The sequence below is a fragment of the Mycolicibacter sp. MU0083 genome (assembly GCF_963378075.1).
GTDB lineage: Bacteria > Actinomycetota > Actinomycetes > Mycobacteriales > Mycobacteriaceae > Mycobacterium > Mycobacterium kokjensenii.
Genome location: NZ_OY726394.1, coordinates 2871827 through 2892350, shown reverse-complemented (window position 1 = coordinate 2892350; position 20524 = coordinate 2871827). Strand labels below are relative to the sequence as shown.

Annotated in this window: 19 protein-coding genes; 3 read left to right on the top strand and 16 right to left on the bottom strand. The window is 67.5% G+C overall.

The window, feature by feature from the left end; genetic code table 11:
- The first annotated feature begins 226 nt into the window (after positions 1-226).
- Positions 227-472 carry a WhiB family transcriptional regulator gene (locus tag RCP38_RS13535; RefSeq protein ID WP_308473453.1) on the top strand — a complete coding sequence of 82 codons (246 nt, stop codon included), beginning with the start codon at positions 227-229 and terminating at the stop codon, positions 470-472.
- 3 nt (positions 473-475) lie between these two features.
- Here RCP38_RS13535 and RCP38_RS13530 read toward each other — a convergent pair whose 3' ends face one another.
- From RCP38_RS13530 to RCP38_RS13520, 3 genes are all read right to left on the bottom strand, one after another.
- Entirely contained in the window at positions 476-1819 is a 1344-nt protein-coding gene (locus RCP38_RS13530) for a macrolide-binding ATPase MABP-1 (RefSeq protein ID WP_308473452.1), read from the bottom strand.
- A gap of 55 nt (positions 1820-1874) precedes the next feature.
- Entirely contained in the window at positions 1875-2729 is an 855-nt protein-coding gene (locus RCP38_RS13525) for a TOMM precursor leader peptide-binding protein (RefSeq protein ID WP_308473451.1), read from the bottom strand.
- A gap of 83 nt (positions 2730-2812) precedes the next feature.
- On the bottom strand, positions 2813-4141 hold the full coding sequence (locus RCP38_RS13520) for a zinc-dependent metalloprotease (protein WP_308473450.1): 1329 nt from the start codon (positions 4139-4141) through the stop codon (positions 2813-2815).
- A gap of 87 nt (positions 4142-4228) precedes the next feature.
- Between RCP38_RS13520 and RCP38_RS13515 the strand changes: the two genes are divergently transcribed.
- Positions 4229-5248, top strand: a complete 1020-nt coding sequence (locus tag RCP38_RS13515) for a YlbL family protein (protein ID WP_308473449.1) — start codon at positions 4229-4231, stop codon at positions 5246-5248.
- A gap of 58 nt (positions 5249-5306) precedes the next feature.
- Positions 5307-8267 (top strand): UPF0182 family protein, encoded by a 2961-nt coding sequence (locus RCP38_RS13510; protein ID WP_308473448.1) that lies wholly within the window; start codon positions 5307-5309, stop codon positions 8265-8267.
- Between the two features lie 22 nt (positions 8268-8289).
- Here RCP38_RS13510 and RCP38_RS13505 read toward each other — a convergent pair whose 3' ends face one another.
- Genes RCP38_RS13505 through RCP38_RS13445 form a run of 13 tightly spaced genes read right to left on the bottom strand, consistent with a single transcriptional unit; the run spans position 8290 to position 20521 of the window.
- Positions 8290-9522 carry a TetR/AcrR family transcriptional regulator gene (locus tag RCP38_RS13505; protein WP_308473447.1) on the bottom strand — a complete coding sequence of 411 codons (1233 nt, stop codon included), beginning with the start codon at positions 9520-9522 and terminating at the stop codon, positions 8290-8292.
- Complete coding sequence (locus RCP38_RS13500; protein ID WP_308473446.1) at positions 9515-10318, bottom strand: oxygenase MpaB family protein; 804 nt, start codon at positions 10316-10318, stop codon at positions 9515-9517. The genes RCP38_RS13505 and RCP38_RS13500 overlap by 8 nt, the downstream gene beginning before the upstream one ends.
- Positions 10318-11235 (bottom strand): oxygenase MpaB family protein, encoded by a 918-nt coding sequence (locus RCP38_RS13495; RefSeq protein WP_308473445.1) that lies wholly within the window; start codon positions 11233-11235, stop codon positions 10318-10320. Before RCP38_RS13495 ends, RCP38_RS13500 begins: the two co-directional genes overlap by 1 nt.
- A 35-nt stretch (positions 11236-11270) precedes the next feature.
- The gene (locus tag RCP38_RS13490; RefSeq protein WP_308473444.1) at positions 11271-11450 is read right to left on the bottom strand and encodes a hypothetical protein; all 180 of its coding nucleotides are present in this window, start codon (positions 11448-11450) and stop codon (positions 11271-11273) included.
- 55 nt (positions 11451-11505) lie between these two features.
- On the bottom strand, positions 11506-12309 hold the full coding sequence (locus RCP38_RS13485) for a hypothetical protein (protein WP_308473443.1): 804 nt from the start codon (positions 12307-12309) through the stop codon (positions 11506-11508).
- Positions 12306-12821 carry a hypothetical protein gene (locus RCP38_RS13480; protein WP_308473442.1) on the bottom strand — a complete coding sequence of 172 codons (516 nt, stop codon included), beginning with the start codon at positions 12819-12821 and terminating at the stop codon, positions 12306-12308. The genes RCP38_RS13485 and RCP38_RS13480 overlap by 4 nt, the downstream gene beginning before the upstream one ends.
- A 25-nt stretch (positions 12822-12846) precedes the next feature.
- Positions 12847-13470, bottom strand: a complete 624-nt coding sequence (locus tag RCP38_RS13475; protein ID WP_308473441.1) for an Mce protein — start codon at positions 13468-13470, stop codon at positions 12847-12849.
- 18 nt (positions 13471-13488) lie between these two features.
- Positions 13489-14760 (bottom strand): MlaD family protein, encoded by a 1272-nt coding sequence (locus RCP38_RS13470; RefSeq protein WP_308473440.1) that lies wholly within the window; start codon positions 14758-14760, stop codon positions 13489-13491.
- Positions 14757-15869, bottom strand: a complete 1113-nt coding sequence (locus RCP38_RS13465) for an MlaD family protein (RefSeq protein WP_308477284.1) — start codon at positions 15867-15869, stop codon at positions 14757-14759. The genes RCP38_RS13470 and RCP38_RS13465 overlap by 4 nt, the downstream gene beginning before the upstream one ends.
- Positions 15869-17005, bottom strand: a complete 1137-nt coding sequence (locus tag RCP38_RS13460; protein ID WP_308473439.1) for an MCE family protein — start codon at positions 17003-17005, stop codon at positions 15869-15871. The genes RCP38_RS13465 and RCP38_RS13460 overlap by 1 nt, the downstream gene beginning before the upstream one ends.
- On the bottom strand, positions 17002-18036 hold the full coding sequence (locus RCP38_RS13455) for an MCE family protein (RefSeq protein ID WP_308473438.1): 1035 nt from the start codon (positions 18034-18036) through the stop codon (positions 17002-17004). Before RCP38_RS13455 ends, RCP38_RS13460 begins: the two co-directional genes overlap by 4 nt.
- A complete protein-coding gene (locus RCP38_RS13450) occupies positions 18033-19082 on the bottom strand; it encodes an MlaD family protein (protein WP_308473437.1) in 1050 nt (349 codons plus the stop codon). The genes RCP38_RS13455 and RCP38_RS13450 overlap by 4 nt, the downstream gene beginning before the upstream one ends.
- Positions 19079-20521, bottom strand: a complete 1443-nt coding sequence (locus RCP38_RS13445) for an MlaD family protein (protein ID WP_308473436.1) — start codon at positions 20519-20521, stop codon at positions 19079-19081. Before RCP38_RS13445 ends, RCP38_RS13450 begins: the two co-directional genes overlap by 4 nt.
- Positions 20522-20524: the final 3 nt, after the last annotated feature.

The window sequence follows — 20524 nt, the reverse complement described above, 5'->3', positions numbered from 1 at the left end:
CTCCCGGGCCGGCGGTTAACCTTGGCGACCATGACCACCCCGGGTGCCTTCCTCGTACGTGCGGCCGCTGCCGCACGTGCCGCCGGCGCGCATGCCGCCGCGGCCGCAGAGTCCGTGCATCGGGGTTTCGTCTGACACTTTTGAGAACTCAGCCACCCGATGGCCACGGACCCGCGAAGGGGCCGTGGCCATTTTTTTGCATTCTTCCCAGAACAGGTGACCGACGATGACCGACCAACCCGAATTCCCGTGCAACAGCGACCCCGATCTATGGTTCGCCGACGACCCCGCCGACCTGGAACGCGCCAAGACCCAGTGCGGTCAGTGCCCGATCCGTCGCCAGTGCCTGGCGGCGGCCCTGCAGCGTGCCGAGCCGTGCGGGGTGTGGGGCGGTGAGATCCTCGACCGGGGTGTCGTGATCGGCCGCAAACGGCCTCGCGGCCGCCCGCGCAAGGAGCCGGTGGCAGCCTGAGCGCTAGGCGGAGACGTCCTCGGGTGCGTTGAAGCCCGGCACCAGTTCCTCGGAGAGCCGCTTGATCGGCACGTGGGCATCGAGCTGACACATGATCGCCGTGGTCGACCCCAGCACCCGCATCGGCATCGCGAGTTTGGGCGGCAGGTCCAATTGGCGGGCGGTCTTGAGCTGCTCGACGGGCCGTTCCAGCTGCTTGCCGGCCATCCGCATCAGCCATTTGCGGGTGTAGTGGAACACCTCGACTTCCACCGGTTCGACGTACTGGCGCAGCATCTCATCGATCTCGCGCACCGAGACGTCCTTGCCGTCCTGGATGAACCCGCCCTTGCGCATGGTCTCGATGACCTTGTCGTAGTCCTTGTCGCGCGCGTAGCGCACCGAGGCGCCCAACTCGGGGGGGAACCCGCCGGGCATCGGCGCCACGGCACCGAAGTCGATGATGCCCATCCGGCCATCGGGCAGCAGCATGAAGTTGCCCGGGTGGGCGTCACCGTGGATCAACTCCAGCCGGCGGGCGGCGTCCCAGGTGAACTCGGCCAGCCGGGTGCCCATCAGATCGCGTTGCTCGACGGTGCCGTTGCGGATGATCTCGCCCATCCCGACGCCGTCGATCCACTCCTGGATCACCGTCTTGGGAGCACTGGCCACCACGTTGGGGATGTGGAAATGCGGGTGGCCGGCGTACGCCTTGGCGAAGATCCGCTGGTTGTCGGCCTCGAGCCGGTAATCCAGCTCCATCTCCGTGCGCTCGATCAATTCGTCGATGACGCCCTTGACGTCCACGCCGGGGGCCAACTGCTTGAACACACCGGTCAGTCGCCGGATGGTCTTCAGGTCGGCGCGTAGCGCCTCGTCGGCACCGGGGTACTGGATCTTGACCGCTACCGGACGTCCGTCGGCCCACACCGCCTTGTGCACCTGGCCGATGCTGGCCGAGGCGACGGGGGTGTCGTCGAAGTCGCTGAACCGTTCGCGCCACTTGGTGCCCAGCTGGGCGTCGAGCACCCGGTGCACCTTGTCCGCGGGCAGCGGCGGGGCGTCCTTCTGCAGCTTGGTCAGTGCCTCGCGGTAGGGCTCGCCGAACTCCTCGGGGATGGCCGCCTCCATCACCGACAGCGCCTGGCCCACCTTCATGGCCCCGCCCTTGAGCTCACCGAGGACGGTGAACAGCTGGTTCGCCGCCTTCTCCATGAGTTCGGCGGTGACTTCGTCCTTGGACTTGCCGGTCAGTCGCTTCCCGAACCCGAGTGCTGCCCGGCCGGCGAAACCGACCGGCAGGCTGGCCAGCTTCGCATTGCGCGCCGCGCTACCGCGTTTGATCTCTGACACGTGTCCATCATCCACGACGTTGCTGTGGTACCGGTCACCGCGTTGAAAATTCTTGGTGACGGACGCCACCTCAGCAATCGCACAACGGGTGCCGAGTCCAGCGCCGGGTCACGATCGACCCGGCGGTCAGGTCCAACTCCAGGGTGGCGTTCAGCGTCGGCGGCGCGGCCACCGGCCCGCCGGCCGCGGTGCCGCGCACCGCGTCGATCACCGAATCGACCTGCTTGAGCGCCAGGGCCACGGTGGCCAGCACCGTCGGTCGGTCGGCGTGGGCGACGGTGTGCCGAAGTTGGGCGGCCACCGCCGGCCACGCCGAATCCCGATCCCGGCGATGCAGATCCGCGCAGGCCAGGCAACTGGTGGCTCCGGGCAGCACCAGCGGGCCGACCACCCCGATCCCGTCGCGCACCCGCACCGGCAGGTGCGGTACGCGCTCGGTGTGCAGTTCCCGCACCAGCCGCGGGTCGGTCACCAGATAGTCCGACAGCACCACCAGATCGGTGCCGGCGCCGCTGATCGCCGCATGCGAGTGGCTGGTGTGCCGGACGACGGCGCTCGAACACCGCAGCGACTCCACCAGCAGGTCCGACAGTGGCCCGCGGCCGTGCACGCGCAGCGCCACCGGATGCCGGGCGCGGCGGTCACCGGCGCCGTGTACCGCGACACCGGCCCGAACCAGGCTGGACATCAGATCGTCCAACTCGGTGGGGTCCACCGGGCCGTGCTGGCCGGCTTCCCGGCACAGTGCGGCCGCGGTGGTCGGGATCTGCATGCAGCGCAGGACGGTGGCCAGCGCGGCCGTCGTCAGGCCGCGGGGCGGTTGGACCAGCACGGCCCGACGCGGATCCCAGCCGACCTGGACCGTGCCGTCCGGGCGCAGCAGCACCGGCAACCTGGGATCGAGGGTGATGCAGGCGGGGGCCACCCCCCGACCCTGGCACGGACGGCGCCGCCGGGTCTTCGGCTATCCACAGCGGTCGCCGGGCCCGCGCCCGTGGCGACGGCCCGTCAGTCCTCGGTGTTGTCGGCCTCGCGCTGGAACTCGGCGATCGCCTCGTCGATGGCCGAGTCGATGTCGTTGGAGCCCCCGATGATCCGGTCGATGAACCCGGCCGGGTCGTCGAGGTCGTCGGAGGAGGGCAACAGGTCGGGGTGCTGCCAGACCTTGTCGCGGGCGTCGGACCCGACCGCGGTGGTCAGCCGTTCCCACAGCACGGCGGCCTCACGCAGTTTGCGGGGCCGCAACTCCAGGCCGACCAGGGTGGCGAAGGTCTGTTCGGCCGGGCCACCGGTGGCGCGACGGCGACGCAGCATCTCCGACAGTGCGGTGGTGCCGGGAATCCGGTCACCGAGCGCCGCATTGACCACGGTCTGCACCCAGCCCTCGATCAGGGCGAGCAGGGTCTCCAGCCGTTCCAGCGCGGCTAACTGCTCGGGGGTCGACTTCGGCTCGAAAACTCCCTGGTTGAGTAGTTCGTTCATGGCGGCGGGATCGGTCATGGCCGCCGGATCCATGTTCTGCGCCAGTTCCTCGATACCGCGGATGTCGATCTTCATCCCCCGCGCGTAGGCCTCCACCGCACTGAGCAACTGGTTCGACAGCCACGGCACGTGGGAGAACAACCGGTGGTGGGCGGCTTCGCGGGCCGCCAAGAACGTGACGACCTCGCTGCGCGGATGGTCCAGCCCGCTCGACAGTTCCTCGATCGCGCCCGGCAGCAGCGCCGCGGTGCCGCCCGGCCCCAACGGCAGTCCGATGTCGGTCGAGGTCAGCACCTCGCCGGAGAGCCGGCTCAAGGCCTGACCCAGCTGGGAGCCGAACGCCAGCCCACCCATCTGCGACATCACCGACAGCAGCGGTCCGGCCATGGTCTTGGCTTCTTCGGGAAGCGCCGAGACCCACACCGAGGAGACCTGTTGGGCCATCGGGTCGCACAGTCGCTGCCAGGTGGACATGGTGTTTTCCACCCACTCCACCGGCGTCCACGCCACTCCCGCGGTGGTCCCGGCCGGAAACGGGGTCGCACCGTCGAGCCAGGTCTCGGCCAGGCGTACCGCGTCGCCGATGGCCGCGGCGGTCGACGCCGTGACCGGCGGGACCGAGCCGATCGATCTGATCGCCACCTGACGCGCCAGGTCGTAATTCACCGGGCCGGCCGGACGGCCGTCGGCACCGACCCGCCCGGCTCCACTGAACATCTGCCCGAGTTGGGTGAAGACCTGCCCCAGATCGGCCATGTTGAAACCAGCGCCCATCCCGAACGGGTCGCTGGGTCCGGAGCCTCGCTCGCGGTCGGGGTCGTCCCCGGAAGAGAAACCGAAGGGCAGATCAGCCATAGCTACAACCGTACCCACCGGCATCGATCGGCGGAGCGACACGCGCCGGGACCGCGATCGGGGTAGGGGCCGTTTACCATACCCGGGGTGAACAGGCGGATTCTCACGCTGTTGGCGGCGGTGCTGCCGGTAGCCGTTTTCGGCGCACTGCTGACGGCGGTGACCGTCCCCTTCGTGTCCTTCGGCCCCGGCCCCACGTTCGACACCCTCGGCGCCATCGACGGCAAGCAGGTGGTCGAGATCGAGGGCACCGCCACGCACGCCACCACCGGCCACCTCAACATGACCACCGTGTCGCAGCGCGACGGGCTGACCCTGGGGGAGGCGTTGACGCTGTGGCTGTCCGGGCGCGAGCAGTTGATGCCCCGTGACCTGGTCTATCCGCCCGGAAAGTCCCGCGAGGAGATCAACGACGACAACGACGCCGAGTTCCGGGCTTCCGAGCAGAGCGCCGAATACGCCGCACTGGGATATCTGCGCTACCGGAACGCGGTCACGCTCGCCGAGGTGCAGGATCCGGGACCGTCGGCCGGCGGGCTGCGACGTGGTGACGCCGTGGACGCCGTCAACGGCGAACCCGTCTACACGGTGCAGCAGTTCACCGCCAAGCTGGCCGACACCAAGCCGGGCCAGACCGTGGCGATCGACTACCGGCGCAAGAACGCACCGGCAGGAACCGCGCGGATTACGCTGGGAGAGAACAAGGACCGCGCCAACGGATTCTTGGGTGTCTCGGTGATCGACGCACCGTGGGCGCCGTTCACCGTCGACTTCAATCTCGCCAACATCGGCGGGCCGTCCGCCGGGTTGATGTTCTCGCTGGCCGTCATCGACAAGCTGACCGACGGCACCCTGGCCGGACAGAATTTCATCGCCGGTACCGGGGTCATCAATTCCAACGGGCAGGTCGACCCGATCGGCGGAATCACCCACAAGATGACGGCGGCCCGCGACGCCGGCGCGACGGTGTTTCTGGTCCCCTCCGACAACTGTTACGAAGCCCGATCCGACGACAAGGGCCTGACCCTGGTCAAGGTCGACAACCTCGCCCAGGCGGTGGATTCGTTGCGCACCATCACCGACGGAGGTCAGCCGCCCTCTTGCTGACTCCGCGGTTGGCTACAGTGGGGCCGTCGGGGACAACTGAGCTAGGGAGCGTGACAACGTGGGTATGCGGCCCACCGCGAGGATGCCGAAACTGACCGCCCGTAGTCGGGTCATGGTCGGCAGCGCGTTCGTCGTTATCGTTCTACTGCTGGTGGGACCGCGGCTGATCGACGGTTATGTCGATTGGCTGTGGTTCGGGGAGTTGGGATACCGCTCGGTATTCGTCACCACCCTGGTCACCCGGCTCATCGCGTTCACGGTGGTGGCGCTGCTGGTCGGCGGGTTCGTCTTCGCCGCCATGGCGCTGGCCTTCCGGGCCCGGCCGGTCTTCGTACCCAGCAACGGTGTCAACGATCCGGTCGCCCGGTATCGCACGACGGTGCTCTCGCGCCTGCGGTTGGTCGGGTTCGGGGTGCCGGCGGGCATCGGTGTGCTGGCCGGCATCGTGGCGCAGAGCTACTGGGTGCGCATCCAGTTGTTCCTGCGCGGCGACGACTTCGGGATCACCGATCCGCAGTTCGGCAAAGACCTGGGTTTCTACGCCTTCGACCTGCCGTTCTACCGGCTGGTGGTGGGTCTGCTGCTGGCGACGTTGTGCCTGGCCACGGTCGCGAACCTGGCGACGCACTACATCTTCGGCGGCATCCGGCTGTCCGGACGTGCCGGTGCCCTGAGTCGCCCGGCGCGCATCCAGGTGGTCAGCCTGATCGGCACCCTGGTGCTGCTCAAGGCGGGTGCCTACTGGCTGGACCGTTACGAGCTGCTCAGCCACACCCGTACCGGCAAGCCCTTCACCGGCGCCGGCTACACCGACATCAACGCGGTACTGCCGGCCAAGATGATCCTGCTGGCGATCGCACTGATCTGCGCGGTCGCGGTGTTCTCGGCGATTGTGCTGCGCGACTTGCAGATCCCGGCGATCGGACTGGTGCTGCTGTTGCTGTCCTCGGTCGTCGTCGGTGCCGGCTGGCCGCTGATCGTGGAACAGTTCAGCGTCAAGCCCAACGCGGCGCAGAAGGAGAGCGAATACATCTCCCGCTCGATCACCGCGACCAGGCAGGCCTACGGCCTGACCGAGGACGTGGTCACCTACCGCGACTACCGTGGCGATGCCAAGGCGACGGCAGCGCAGGTGCGCGCCGACGCGGCCACCACCTCCAACATCCGGTTGCTGGACCCCACCATCGTCAGCCCCGCGTTCACCCAGTTCCAGCAGGGCAAGAACTTCTACAACTTCCCCGACCAGCTGTCGATCGACCGCTACCGGGACAAGAACGGCCAACTGCGCGACTATGTGGTCGCCGCCCGCGAGCTCAACCCGGACCGGTTGATCGACAACCAGCGTGACTGGATCAACCGGCACACCGTCTACACCCACGGCAACGGCTTCATCGCCTCGCCGGCCAACACCGTGCGCGGCATCGCCGACGATCCCAAACAAAACGGTGGCTATCCGGAGTTCCTGGCCAACGTGGTCGGCGCCAACGGCACCGTCGTCTCCAACGGCCCGGCCCGCCTGGACCAGCCGCGCATCTACTACGGCCCGGTGATCGCCGACACGCTGGCCGACTACGCCATCGTCGGACGCAACGGCGCCGACCGGGAATACGACTACGAGACCAACACCGAGACGAAGAACTACACCTACACCGGCGCCGGTGGTGTCGGCATCGGAAACTGGTTGAACCGCAGCGTGTTCGCCGCGAAGTTCGCCGAACGCAACTTCTTGTTCTCCTCGGTGATCGGACCGGACAGCAAGATCTTGTTCAATCGCGATCCGGCCCGCCGGGTGCAGGCGGTGGCGCCGTGGCTGACCACCGACTCCATGGTGTATCCGGCCATCGTCAACAAGCGGATGGTCTGGATCATCGACGGCTACACCACCTTGGACAACTACCCGTACTCGCAGATGACGTCGCTGTCGTCGGCGACGGCGGACTCCAAGGAGGTCGAGTTCAACCGGCTGCTACCGGACCGGCGGGTGTCCTACATCCGCAACTCGGTGAAGGCCACCGTCGACGCCTACGACGGAACGGTGAGCCTCTACGCGCAGGATGAGCAGGACCCGGTCCTGAAGGCCTGGATGAAGGTGTTCCCCGGCACGGTCAAAGCCAAGTCGGAGATCTCGCCCGAACTCGCCGAACACCTGCGCTACCCCGAAGACCTGTTCAAGGTCCAGCGCATGTTGCTGGCCAAGTACCACGTCAACGACCCAGTGACGTTCTTCTCCACCTCGGACTTCTGGGACGTGCCGCTGGACCCGAACCCGACCGCCAGCAGCTTCCAGCCGCCGTACTACATCGTCGCGAAAAACCTTGCCAAGGGCGACAACTCGGCATCGTTCCAGCTGACCAGCGCGATGAACCGGTTCAAGCGCGACTACCTGGCCGCCTACATCAGTGCCAGCTCCGATCCGGACACCTACGGCAAGATCACCGTCTTGACCATTCCCGGTCAGGTCAACGGGCCCAAGCTCGCCAACAACGCGATCACCACCGACACCGACGTCAGCCAGGACCTCGGTGTGATCGGCCGCGACAACCAGAACCGCATCCGGTGGGGCAATCTGCTCACCCTGCCGATCGCAGACGGCGGATTGCTCTACGTCGAACCGGTGTACGCCTCACCGGGTTCCGGTGACGCCTCGTCGTCCTACCCGCGACTGATCCGGGTGGCGATGATGTACAACGACAAGATCGGCTACGGCAAGACGGTCTCGGCCGCGATCGACGGACTGTTCGGGCCCGGTGCCAGTGCGGCGGCCACCGATATCGCACCCGCCGAGGGCAGTGCGGCGTCGCCGGGCAACCCGCCGGCGGCCACCCCGCCGGTGGCGGCGGTACCGACGCCACCGGCCGCCGAATCCGGACTGTCCCCGGCCAAGGCCGCGGCGTTGCGCGAGATCGAATCGGCGATCACCGCGGTACGGGAGTCCCAACATCGCGGTGACTTCGCGGACTACGGTGCGGCGCTGCAACGCCTCGACGACGCCATGGCGAAGTTCGACGACGCCAAATAGCGCGCGGCGCAGCGGGTTCGGCTCAGTTGCCGAACAGTATCGCGTGCATCAGCGCGCGGACGCACGCCTGCTCGTAGGCCATGACCGAGTCCGGTTCGGACTCGGGACGGTCGTAGTGCACCAGCCGGCCGATGTCGACCACCAGTCCCATCGCGGCATGCACCAGGAACCGGGCTGCGGTCGCGGTCAGTTCCGGCCGCACCGACAGCAGCAGGCCGACCCAGGAATCGATGGTGGACCGTTGCACATTGCGCAGCATCGCCCGATCGGTGGCCGAGAGGTTGACCTGTTCGCTGTAGTAGATCGCCGCCAGTTCCGGGGTGGCGAACGAGGTCGCGACGTAGATGTCGACCAGCCGGGTCAGTGCCTCGCCCGGTTCGGACTGTTTGGTGTTGACCACCGACAACTCCGCGGAGAGCCGGTCGGAGGACCGCCGCAACGCGGTGCTGAGGATGTCGGACTTGCCCGGAAAGAAACGGTAGATACCCGAAACCCGCATGCCGGCGAGTTTGGCGATCTGGGCCACGCTGGTCTCGGCGTAGCCGTGCCGATGGAACAGCGTCATCGACGCGTGCAGCACCGCCTCGTAGATCCCGGCGTCGGAGGTGAAGATGCGGCTCCCGGGCGTCCCCGGCGTGTAGTCGTCCGGGGTGGGCAGGCTAGTGTTCAGCACCGCCCACGACGCCTCGGTCAGCAGATCGGTGATGTCGTCGGGGGCGGCACGCACCCGGTGGTCGGTGATACCGCCGGCCACACTGAGCAACGCCACGGCCAGCATCTGCTGATGCAGAACCGGTGCGGCGGGACGTAATTCAGCGATCGGCTGCTGGAGTCGTTGATTGACCAGCCGGATCTGCTCGACCAGCTCGACGGCGTCGGCGTCGCGGAGGTAACGGGCCTGCCAGCGGTAGAGGCCGCCGGATTCTCGGTTGCGTAGCGCCACGTCGATCAAGGATCGGATCAGCTGATCCAGCACCGCTGCCGGGTCGTCGCCGCAGCCCGCGAGTGCCTCGCCCGCCGGATCGGTCGCATCGACCAACTGGCGTCCCAGCTCCAACACCGCGACCCGGAACAGGTCGTACTTGCTGGCGTAGTGCCGGTACAGCGCCGGCGCCGAGATGCCGACCTCGGTGGCGATGTTCTCCACACTGACCGCGTGATATCCCAGGGTGCTGAAGGATTCGGCAGCGGCCCGGGCGATCTGGTCCTTGCGGTCTTTGGGGCGCCGGCGCACCGCCGGTGCGGTCTCAGCCACGAGCCGTGCCGAATGATGGCGACCGGTGGTGGGCCGCCTTGCGCAGCGCGGTACGGGCCCGGGCGTTCCAATGATGTCGGGGAGTCAGCGTGGACAGCTGCGTCATCAGGACGAACTGTCGCAACGACCAGCGGTCGGTGACGCCGACGGTGGTCCCGGTCAGCTCCAGCGCACGCGGGTGCTGCATCGCCCGGATGGCCGGCTGGGGAACGGCGCGCATCCACCAATCGGTGGGGGCGAAGATCTGCTCGCGGAACGGTTCGAAGTGCGGACCGGCCATCAGATGTGAGCCGCAGTAGTCCTCGAAGTATTCGCCGAACTCCGGCCAACTCGCCGGCATGGGCCGGGTGGAGATGCCGTACCGGCGATACCAGGCGCAGCATTCGGCGTAGAGCTGTTCCCGGTCGTCGGCGTCGAGTGGACGGATGAACGTCTCGACCATGTAGAACAGCGACTCGACGTAGGCGGCGTGCTGGAAGTGGAAGGTGTCCGGGTTCAGTGCATGGTATTTGCGCCCGGTGTCGTCGACACCTTTGACGTGCTCATGGGAGAACCGCATCTGCGGGGACATGTCGTCGTCGGCGAACGCGTAGTTGACCGCTTGGGTGAAGGTGCGCTTCTTGTGCAGCCAGATGCGTTTGCGCATCAGTGCGTGATCGGTGATCCCGGCCGCGATTCCCGGATCCAACAGCAGCAGACACACCGCCCGGGGCAGTACGAACAGGTATCGCCGGTCGGCCAGGAAGTGCCACAGCATGCTGTCGGGCCCGAGGCCGTCGTCGTGGTTTCTCGCCATCAGATCAACGACTTGTTTCTGCGGATGCGATGACGGACATCGGCCATCAGCACACTGTAGTTGGCGGTCCGGATGAACCGTGGAATGAAGCGGTTGACGAACGACACGAACAAGAAGAGGTTCTCGAACTGGCGCTGCTCGGTCGGCGACCATTCGACGCGGAGCAGTTCCCGGAAGACCGGCGGCAGAAAGCCGATGGTCAGGAACCGCAACAGCGGCCCGAACAGCACCCGGTAGATCGGGTTGATCATCTTCAGGCCGACCAGACGCAGCAGATAGTCGCGTACCGCGTCGTCCATCTCCAGCGTCTGGCAGGTGGCGTTCCAGTAGTCGTCGAAATCGGCCCGGGTGGCCGGCCACTGATCGGCGGTCACCTGCAAGGTGGTGCCCAACGGGCTGGCCTGGTGGTAGAACTTCTCGGCCTGCTCCGCGGTCAGCTTGCCGCGCAGCAACTGGTAGGTGTCCTCGTAGAACACGAACAGGCAGGACGCCACCCACAGCTGCAGATCACGGTCGAAGGCGTTGTATTTGACCGGACTGTCAGCGGTGGAGCGGACCTGGCGGTGCGCCACGTTGACCGCGTCCCGGTAGGCGGCGCGTTCTGCGTCGGTGCCCAGTATCGCCACCGCCATGTACTGGGCGGTGGTGCGCAGCCTTTTCCACGGATGCTCCATCAGCGCACCGGATTCCACCCGGCTCTCCACCACCCCGTGGCCGACGCCGGGCATGCTCATCTGCATGATCACGTTGGCGGCCGACGCGGCGGCCGTCCAGAAGTCCAGTCCCTCGGTGATGTCGACGTCGTCATCGTCATCCCAGCGCGGGGTGTAGGTGTCGACGTGAATCCGGGTCTCGGCGGTGGTGAGCACGCGATGGCGGGTCCGGTCCGGACTGTCCTGGTCGTGGCAGGTCGACATATCGGCGATCCTTTCGATTGAACGGTGTGTGACGGTTAAGGCCCGGCCAGATAGTGCGGCAGTTGGGCGAGCCCCCAGAGGATTCCGGCCGCCCCCACCAACGCGCCGAAGAACAGCACCACCAGCACACCGATCCGCAGCACCCGGCCGTCGGGCGAGGCGAGGTAGCGCAGCATGCTGACCACCAGATCGATGATCCGTACCAGAAGCATCATCGGTGGGTCCTCCTATCGGTAGGCGACGTCGTCCTTCGGATCGTTCTGCGCGGTGTCATGTTCCACCGTATTCCGGTCGTAATGCGTCGGACAGGGCTGTCAACGGCACCCTGACGACCACCGCTCCGCCGTCCATCGACCAGACGAACCGGTCGGCGGGCTGCGGGTTCTCGCGCAGCATCGGAACATCGGGCAGATACAGCACCAGTTCGTCGGCGGTGAGTGCGAACGCCCGGTAGTCGCCGGTGTATCCGCTGCCGTGCGGGCCGGGCGAGAACTCCGCCACGGTGAACGGGTAGGTGTTCGGTGCGTGCGGCGGTGCGGCCGCATCCAGGGCCGCGGGCAGCACCGGGGCCGCCGCGGCCGGGATGACGGCCATCGGATCGACCCCCGACTTGAACAGGTCGCCCAGACCCAGCCGGCGGCCGGTGCGCATGTCGAAGACGAAGGTTCGATAGGCGTTGTTGGCTTGCATGCCAAACGGTTCCAGGCACTCGTGCACGACCAGGGACTGCACCGTCGCCGGGCCGGGGAAGCTGTCGTAGTAGGCGATCGCACTGCTGTCGCGTATCGCCTCGGCGCCGGATGCACGCCAACCGTCCATCAGGCGGTGGTAGAAGTTGCGCAGCACCGGCCCGGTCGCGGCGTCGTCCAGCAGCGCCTCGGGGAGGTCGAAGGCGATGTATCGCTCCGCTTTCCGCCCGGACACGACCAGCGTCGTGCAGCGGTTCCCATCCCAGCCCGCCTGCAACTCGTCGCAGAAGCCCGGTGCGGAACCGGCGGCGGGTGCGGCGCCGGGGGTCAGGGTCGCGGCGGCCAGCAGTGCCACCGCGGCGCCGAGCATCTTCGGTGTCCTCATCGCTGCTGCTGTCCCGCCACCACGTCGCTGACCAGCCACCGGCCGGCGTCTTTATGCAGGGTGATCGCCATGGCCGTGACGTCCGGGGCCGCCTCGGCCGCCCGCCCGCCGGGCGCCTGTTTGACCGCCGCGCTGGCGAAGGTCTGCTCGACGAACAGCAGCACGGTGGCGGACGCGGCGTCGGCGGATTTCACCGCCGAGTCCACGACGGTGCCGCGGGTGGTCACCTGGTTGGCGATCAGCATCGCGCGCAGGTCGGCGCTCTGCCGCGCGTAGCGGTCGTGGAAGGAGCCGGTGGAGCGGTCCAGCAGGTCGGTGATCTGGCGGTCGACGGTTGCGGGGCTGGCTGTGGTCAGCAGCTCCGCGTATTGCGTTGCCGCAACAGATGCTTCGCGGGAGGAGGCCTCGGATCGATGGTGCCGGTACAGCAGCCAACTCTGGTAGCCGCTGCCGGTGAGTACGGCCGCGGCGCACAGCAGTGCGGCCGCTCGGGCGATGCGTGGACGTCGCATGGTCATTCCGATGTCGTCTCGTCGCTCAGAGCAGGTCGACCTGGCCGGCCAGCCACCGGTTGTCGACGAGTTCCATGGTCATCTGGATCCGGTTGCGGTCGATGCGTGGTTCGGAACGCACCGCGTTGGTGATGGCCTGGTCGACGAAGAGCAGTACCTCGACGCGGGTGGTGGTGGCGGATTTGACCGCCGCATCGATCACGATCCCTTTGCCGGAGGCCTTGTTGTCGATCAGGATCTGCCGTAACTGTTTGGCGCCGGCACTGTAGGCCTCCTTGAACGCGCCGGTCGCACCGTCGAGCGCGCGGGCGTAGTTGGCGTCGATATCGGCGGTGTCCAGGGTGGTCAAGGTGATGGCGTAGTCCTTGGCCGCGGCCAGGGCGGCCTGCCCGGCGGCGGTGCGCGCATCGATCTGGTGTAGCCGCCAGCCCGCATAACCCGAGTAGGCCACCGCCGCGATCAACAGGGCGGCCAGCAGCGCCGTCGCAGCGCGCCGCCGCGGTGACGGCACCGGTGGTGTCGCGGGTGCGCTGTCGGTGGCCTCGGCGGCCGCGCTGTCGGTGTCGCTCTCGGCGTCGGCCGGCGGCGCGTCGGTGTCGGGTTGGTCGTCGAGTTGCTCGAAGACGTCGGGTGCGCTGGCTTTACCCATGTGGCTCGGCTTTCCTTCTCAATTGGGGATCCAGGCGGGCAGCACCGGGCCGCCGTCGGGAGTGGGCAGGGTGTAGGGCGGATAGACCGGCGGCGGCTCCAGGGTGGCCAGCGGGTCATGGCCCGGCGGCGGCCCGGCGGTGTCGTCACCGGGTGGGCGCGGAGCATTGCGGGCGCCGCGGACCAGCAGCGACGGATCGTCGTCGGGGCAGTAGGTGTAGCGGTAGGGGGCCGGGAAGTCGACCGCCGACGGCGGCTTGCGGGGCAGGTCGTAGTCGCAGCGGTGCCGCGGGTAGATGTCGGCGATCACCCAGATGCCGCCGTCGTGCACGGTGCCGGCCAGCCGGTCCACCAGGGAACCGTGATCCGGTCGCCACAGATTCTGCAGGGCCGGGACACGCTGGTAGAAGATCTGCGACAGGGTGGTCAGGTTGCCCAGCAGGGCGTAGACGTTCTCGCGGTTGTCGCCGATGAAGCTGTCCACCTGGCCCAGTTCGGTGCCGCCGAGGTCCACCAGGGTGCGGAATCCGCCGTCCATGGTGTTGACCCCGTCGAGGATCTTCTTCAGGTCTTGGCTGGTGCCGCCCAGCCCCGGGGAGACATCACCGAAGGTGGTGAATGTGACCCGGGTGTTGCGCAGCATGCTGACCGTCTCCGGCAGTACGCCGTCGAGCGTGGCGGCCAACAGCACGGTGCCGTCCAGCAGCGCCGACAGCTTCTTGCCGCCGTCCGGGCCGACCCGGAGCTCGTCGAAGACCGCGGTCAGTTTCTCGGCGTCGACCTGGCCCAGGGCGCCGCGGCTGTCGTCGATGATCTGGGGCAGCGACACCGGCACGGAGGTCTGCTCCTGGCCGATCAGCGATCCGTTGGTCAGGTAGGGCCCGTTGTCGTGGTCGGGGCGGAAGTCGAGGTACTGCTCGCCGGCCACCGACAGCCCGGACACCCGGACCCGGGCGTCACGCGGGATGGGGCGGTCGGCGCGCAGCGAGACGACGGCTTCGGCTCCCTCGGCGGTCAGGTGCACGTCGGTGACCCTGCCGATCGGGATACCGCGCAGCGTGACGTCCTGGTTGACCAGCAGGCCACCGGACTGCGGGAGCAGCACCCGCACCGAGATGGTCTTCTGCGTCGGGTTGATCCCCACGCCGAAGATCGTCACGTAGGCGGCGGCCAACAGCGTGGTCAGCGCCAATCCGATGCCGGACAACAGGATCCGCCGCCGGTAGCCGACGTGCACCAGCCAGACGCCCAGCCGGGCGAACAGGTCGAGGAGGTCGAGGAACGGTCTCATCGCTGCGGTCCGTAGATGTGGGAGAGCAGCATGTTCCACTCGTAGCGCAGGTCGGAGATCATCAGATGCCAGTCGGTGCCGTCGGTCCAGTGGAAGCCCGGATCGCCCGGGTAGTTCTTGTCCGGCCAGGGCACCAGGGTGATCTTGTCGATCTCACCCTTGGTGTGCGCCGCGGTGCCGTTGAACGTCTTCATCAAGATGCCCAGGAACCGGTTGAACGACATCAGCGACAGCTCCGGGTCGACGGCGATGTCGTTGAACACGCCCGCCATCTTGTTGAGATCGGCGGTCAGGCTGCGGGTGTCGGTGCCCTGCAGGGACGGGAACCGCGACAACTGCCGGGTGATCCGCGCACCGGTATCGACCAGGTCGATCAGATCGGAGGTGTTGTCGGAGATGACGTTGAGCGCCGGGGCCAGATGGGTCAGGGAGTCGTCGAAGGTGTGCTGCCGCGCGGACATGGTCGCGGCCAACTCCGAGGATCGGCGCAGCGTCAGGTCCAACTGGTGCGAGCGGGCGCTCATCCGGGACAGCAGGGTGGCGGTCTGGTCCAGCAGCAGCCCGAGTTTCTCGCCGCGCCCGCCGACCGCTTTGCCCGCCCCGTTGAGCATGGACACCAGGTGGCGCACGGTGCCGCCGTTGACCAGCATCGCCATCGAGCTGATCAGTTCCTCGATGGTCGGCGCATTGGCGGTGGCCTCCAGCGGCAGTACCGCGCCGGTGCGCAACAGCGGGGCGTCGTCGGGCCGGTTCTTGTCCGGCCAGATCTGCACGAAGATGTCGCCGAGCGGGGTGGCCGAGCGCAGTTCGGCGCTGCTGCCGGCATACAGCGGCACCGTGGACTTGATCCGCATGGTGACGTAGGCGTTGAAGTCCTGCGCCCAAATCGATTCCACTTCGCCGATCTGCGCCCCGTATAGGCGCACCTTGGCCTTCTCCGGAAGGTTCAGCGCGTCGGAGAAGACCGCGGTGATGGTGTAGTACGGCCCGCCGCCGCCGGGGGCCGGTAGCGCGACGCTCTCCAGATCGAGCCCGCATCCCACCGTCAGCAGCGCGGTGGCGATCGCCAGCACGGCGCGTACGGCGCGCCTGCAGCGCGACGGCCGCATCACGGCTGATCTCCGATGCCGTCCTGCATCAGGTCGAGCATCTTGCCCAGCCCGAAGTCGGGTCCGTAGTCCTGCGCGGTTCCGGTCGCGCAGGCGAGCTGCTTGAGGCCCATCAGGTTGCAGATCTCCTTGCCGAACTGGCTGTTGAGCAGCGTCTTGGTCAGCAGCAGGTGGGACCGCAGACTGCCGGCGTTCTCATCGATGACGTCGTAGAAGTTGTCGACGAACAAGGGCCCCACGTCGAGGATTTCGCGCAGGTCGCGTTCGTTGTCGGTCAGCGTGGTGGCCACCGTGCGGACACCGGCGAAGGCGTCGCGGAGCCGATCCTGATTGCCCTCGAGCAGCCGCGAGGTCTCGGCCAGCAGCCGGTTGATTTTCGCGCCGGTCTTACCGGCGCCCAGATTCTCGGCGGCCAGGATCTCACTGAGCTGGTGCACATACGAGCCGAATTCGCGGAGCGCGCCGTCGTTTCGGGAAGCGGCTTCGCTGAGCTCGGCGACGCTTGCGATGATCGTCTGAATCGTCTTCTTGCTGTGCTCGCCTTTGTCCGCCCCGACCTGCAGGGCCTCCGACAGCCGGCCCAGTGTCGCTTTGATGTCGGGTCCGTTGCCGACGGTGATCTGCGATCCGAGCGTGACGAATTCCCCCAGCGGGCCCTGGTTGTTGTCGTCGCCGCGTAATGCGCTGCCCAGCTTGTGCATCATCGTCAGTGTGCGTTCGAACTCCACCGGTGTGCGGGTGCGGTCCAGGCCCAACACGTCGCCGCTGCGCAGTTTGGGCCCGCCGGTGTAGGCCGGGGTGAGCTCGACGTGCCGGTCGGTGAGCACGGAGTTGGACACGGTGACCGCTTCGACGTCGGCGGGTACGTCGATGTCGGCGTCGATGGACAGTTTCACCTCGACGTAGCCGCCCCTGGGGGTGATCCCGGTGACCTTGCCGACATCCATGCCGAGCACCGACACCCCGTTGCCGACGTAGAGCCCGACGGCGTCTTGGAACTGGGCGGTCACCTGGGTCTTGTGCAGGGACACCCGCGGCAGGTCGGGCATCAGTTGCGGTACCACCGCGGCGCCGGTCACCGCCAGGACCAGCGCGGCGGCACCGGCGAGCGCGTACAGCTTCACGGAGCGCCTCATTCGCAGTCCTTGAAGTACTCGACGAGGTTGAACTGGCGGGCCCGTCCGCTCAGTGCGCACATCCAGGAGTCCACGAAGATCCCGGCCGGCAGGAAGACGTCGGCGGCGTTGCCGCTGCCGGTGGCGTTGGTGAAGTTGCGCAGCGCTACCGGGGTGGACTGCAGGAAGCTGCGCAGCAAGGCATCGTGGTCGGCGGTCATCCTCATGAACTCGTGGAAGTCCCGGATCATCTGGTTGACCGCCGCCTCGTCGCCCAGGATTGTGTGCGCGCGGTCCACCAGCAGTGTGGCGCTGGCGAACAGTTGCTGCACGGCGGCACGTCGGGTGGCGATCTCCCGCAACACATCCCGGCCCTGCATGACCAGTGCGCCGAGGTTGGCCCGCTGATCGCGCAGCATGGTGGTCAGCGTCTCGGTGTTGGTGAGCAGGGTGCCGAGTTGTTCGCGCCGGTCGGCGATGATGTCGGCCATCGCCTGCAGGTTGGCCAGTGCCTGCGGCAGTTCTTCGGCGACGCCGCCGAGGTTGGCGTTGAGCATGTTCAGCGAGTCGACGAACCGGTTGGCGTCCACCGGGCCCAGGGTGCGGGTCGCTCCGGCGAGGGTGCGCTGCAGATCGTAGGGAACCTCGGTGTGCGCCAGGGTGATCATCCGGTTCTCCAGCCGGCCGCCGCCCGCCGGGGACAACTCCAGGTAGCGCGATCCCAAGATGGTGGTCAACTTGATGGCGGCGCGGGTGTCGGCGCCCAGTGGGATGCCGCGCTCGACGTTGAAGCCGACCAGCACCTTGTCCCCGGCGAGCTTGACGCGTTCGACGGTGCCGACCTTGACTCCGGCGATGGTCACCACCGCACCGGAGCGGATCTGCGCGGCTTGGGCGAATTCGCCGAAGTAGCGGGTCTTTCCGATTCCCAGACCTGAGTAGACCACGGTTGCCAGCAGCACCGCGGACACGACGGCGATGGAGATCACGCCCATCCAGGGCCTGCTGAAGGATTCGATGGGGCGCCGGAGGGTGGCGGGCAGCAGGTTCATCGGCAGGCCGCCGAATGCTGATGCGCGAGACCCTCGCTGTTGGTGGCGGCGCCGACGAACGCCCGGAACCAGTGGAACAGGCCCTGCCACAGGCCGAAGTCCAGTTCGCACGCGTAGACGTCGGTGTAGGTGCCGCTCTGGGTGATTCGCGCCAGGCCCTGCAGGACGTAGGGCAGGTTCGCGGCCATGTAGGCGAACCGTTCCCGGCCGTCGTTGACGCCGTAGTTGAGCAGACCGGGCTGGCGCCCGACGAACTCTTCGAGGTCCGGGGCGATGTTGTCGACGATGGTGGACAGCCGCGCCATGGTGGCGTTGATCGAACCGACCGAGTCGATCAACGGTTCGCGGTGATTGGCCAGCGTGACCATGGTGTCACGGGACTGACGGATCATGTTCTCGATGTTGGCGCTCTGTTCGGCCAAGTCGATCATCAGCCGGTCCAGGTTGGTGATGAGCGCGCTGAGCACTTCGTCGGGGCCGGCGAACGTCTCGGCCATCTGCGAGGCCTGGGTGATCAGCGTCAGCATCGACGCTTTATTGCCTTGCAACGCCAGGACTGTCGCGTTGCTGATGTTGTCGACCTGCTCGGGGTCGAGTTCGGCGAACAGCGGCTCGAAGCCGTTGAGCATGTAGGAGACGTCCAGCGACGGGTTGGTGCGTTCCATCGGTATCTGGCCGCGGTCGGGCAGGATCTCGTGGTTGTCACCGGATCCCTGGGCCAGCCCGAGGTAGCGCTGCCCGATGATGCTCTGGTAGGTCACCGAGGCGATCGTGTCGCGGTAGAGCTTCTGGCTGCGCTGCACCCGGAACTGGACTTTGGCCGCCGTGCCCTCCAGTTTGACCCGGTCGACGCGGCCCACCCGCACTCCGGCCACCCGCACGTCGTCGCCGGGTGCCATGCCGGAGGCGTCGCTGAAGATCGCCGAGTAGGAGTAGGTGGGGCCGGCGATGTCGCGGCGCAGGGTGTTGTAGACCATCCAGGTGACGGTCAGGGCGAAGGTGGTGAACAGGGCCACGCCGATCACCGATGCACGGCGACTTCTCATCGGCCACCTTCTTTCACGCTCTGGGACAGTTGCACCGTGGCGCCGCGCAGCAACGGGGCCAGCAGCAGCATCGTGGGGGTATCGGAGGTTCCGGCGATCAGGTTGATCTGCTGCTTCTCCTGGGGGCTGCCGACCACGCCGACGTTGCCGCCGATGATCGCGCCCTGGGGAGCGACGGCCGGGTCCCCGGCCGGCGGTGGTCCCGGTGGCGGCGGGATCGGGGGTCCCTGTGGGTCGCCGGGCATGGAGTGCCGGGGCGGGGTGATGTTCGGCCGGTTCTCGGTCATGCCCGGGGTGGGGGAGACACCCTGGGACTCCAACGCGGGGAACAGATCCGGTGCGGTGGGCACCTCGGGGGCGGTGCTGCAGCTCGGCCCGGCGAGCTCGCCGTAGCGCGGGCAGTCGGCTCGCACGTAGGTGCGGCTGGGGGTCAGTGCGATCGCGGCCTTGACCTTGAGAAGCTTCTCCTCGGGATCCCAGATGACGTCGTAGACCCGATCGGCCAGGGTCTGCAGCTTGGTCGAGACCCCGTGGAACTCGTCGGCGTGATCGGCGATCACCCCGAGGGCGGGAGTGAACCCGGTGGTGATGGTGATCATCCGCTCCGCCTGATTCTCCAGCGCGGCGGCCACCGTGGTCGCGGTGTCGGTTCCTCCGGTGAGCAGGCTGGACAGCTGCGGACCCTTATCGGCGATGGTGGTCATCGGCTGAATCGAGCGGTCCAATGCGTCGAACAGTTCGGGGGAGACCCGCTGCAGGCCTTCGGCGGCCGCACTCAATGCCGACAGCGTGGTCGAATCGGTGTCGTCGGCGGCGACGACGGAGTTCAGTTGCGCCAGAATCTCGTTGAGGTTGTGGCCGGTGTCGGTCAGCTCCTGGCCGCGGCCGTGGGTGGCGGTGCCCAGGGCGGCGATCACTCCGACGGTGGTGTCGTCGGGTTTGCGGCCCAGCGGGCTGATCAACTGCCGCAGCTTGTTCAGCACGTTCTGGAACAGCACGGTGGGCAGCGACTCGTCTTCGAAGACCACCGACCCCGAGCGCAGGTGGTCGTCGGCGGCGCCGTTGTCCACCAATTGGATCGCCGAGACCGCGAACAGGTTCGCCGGTACCACCCGCGCGGTGACGGTATTGGGGATCTTGGCGGCGTGTTCGGGTTTGAGCACGACGTGGACCTCGTTGGGCAGGCCGTGGGTGGAGGGGGTGATGTCGTCGACGGAACCGACCAGCAGTTCGTGGTACTTCACGTCGGAGCGCGGCGGCAGGCCGTCGCCGATGTTGGACAGTCGCACGTCGATGCGGACCAGATCATCGAGTTTCCCCTGGGATTTGGCGACCATCAGCGTTGCGGTGGCCACCGCGACGACGACGAACACCACGCCCAGCACGAACACCCGCAGGTTGGAGGGCCCCCGCGGGTCGGTGTCGAAGGAGTTCGGCATCGG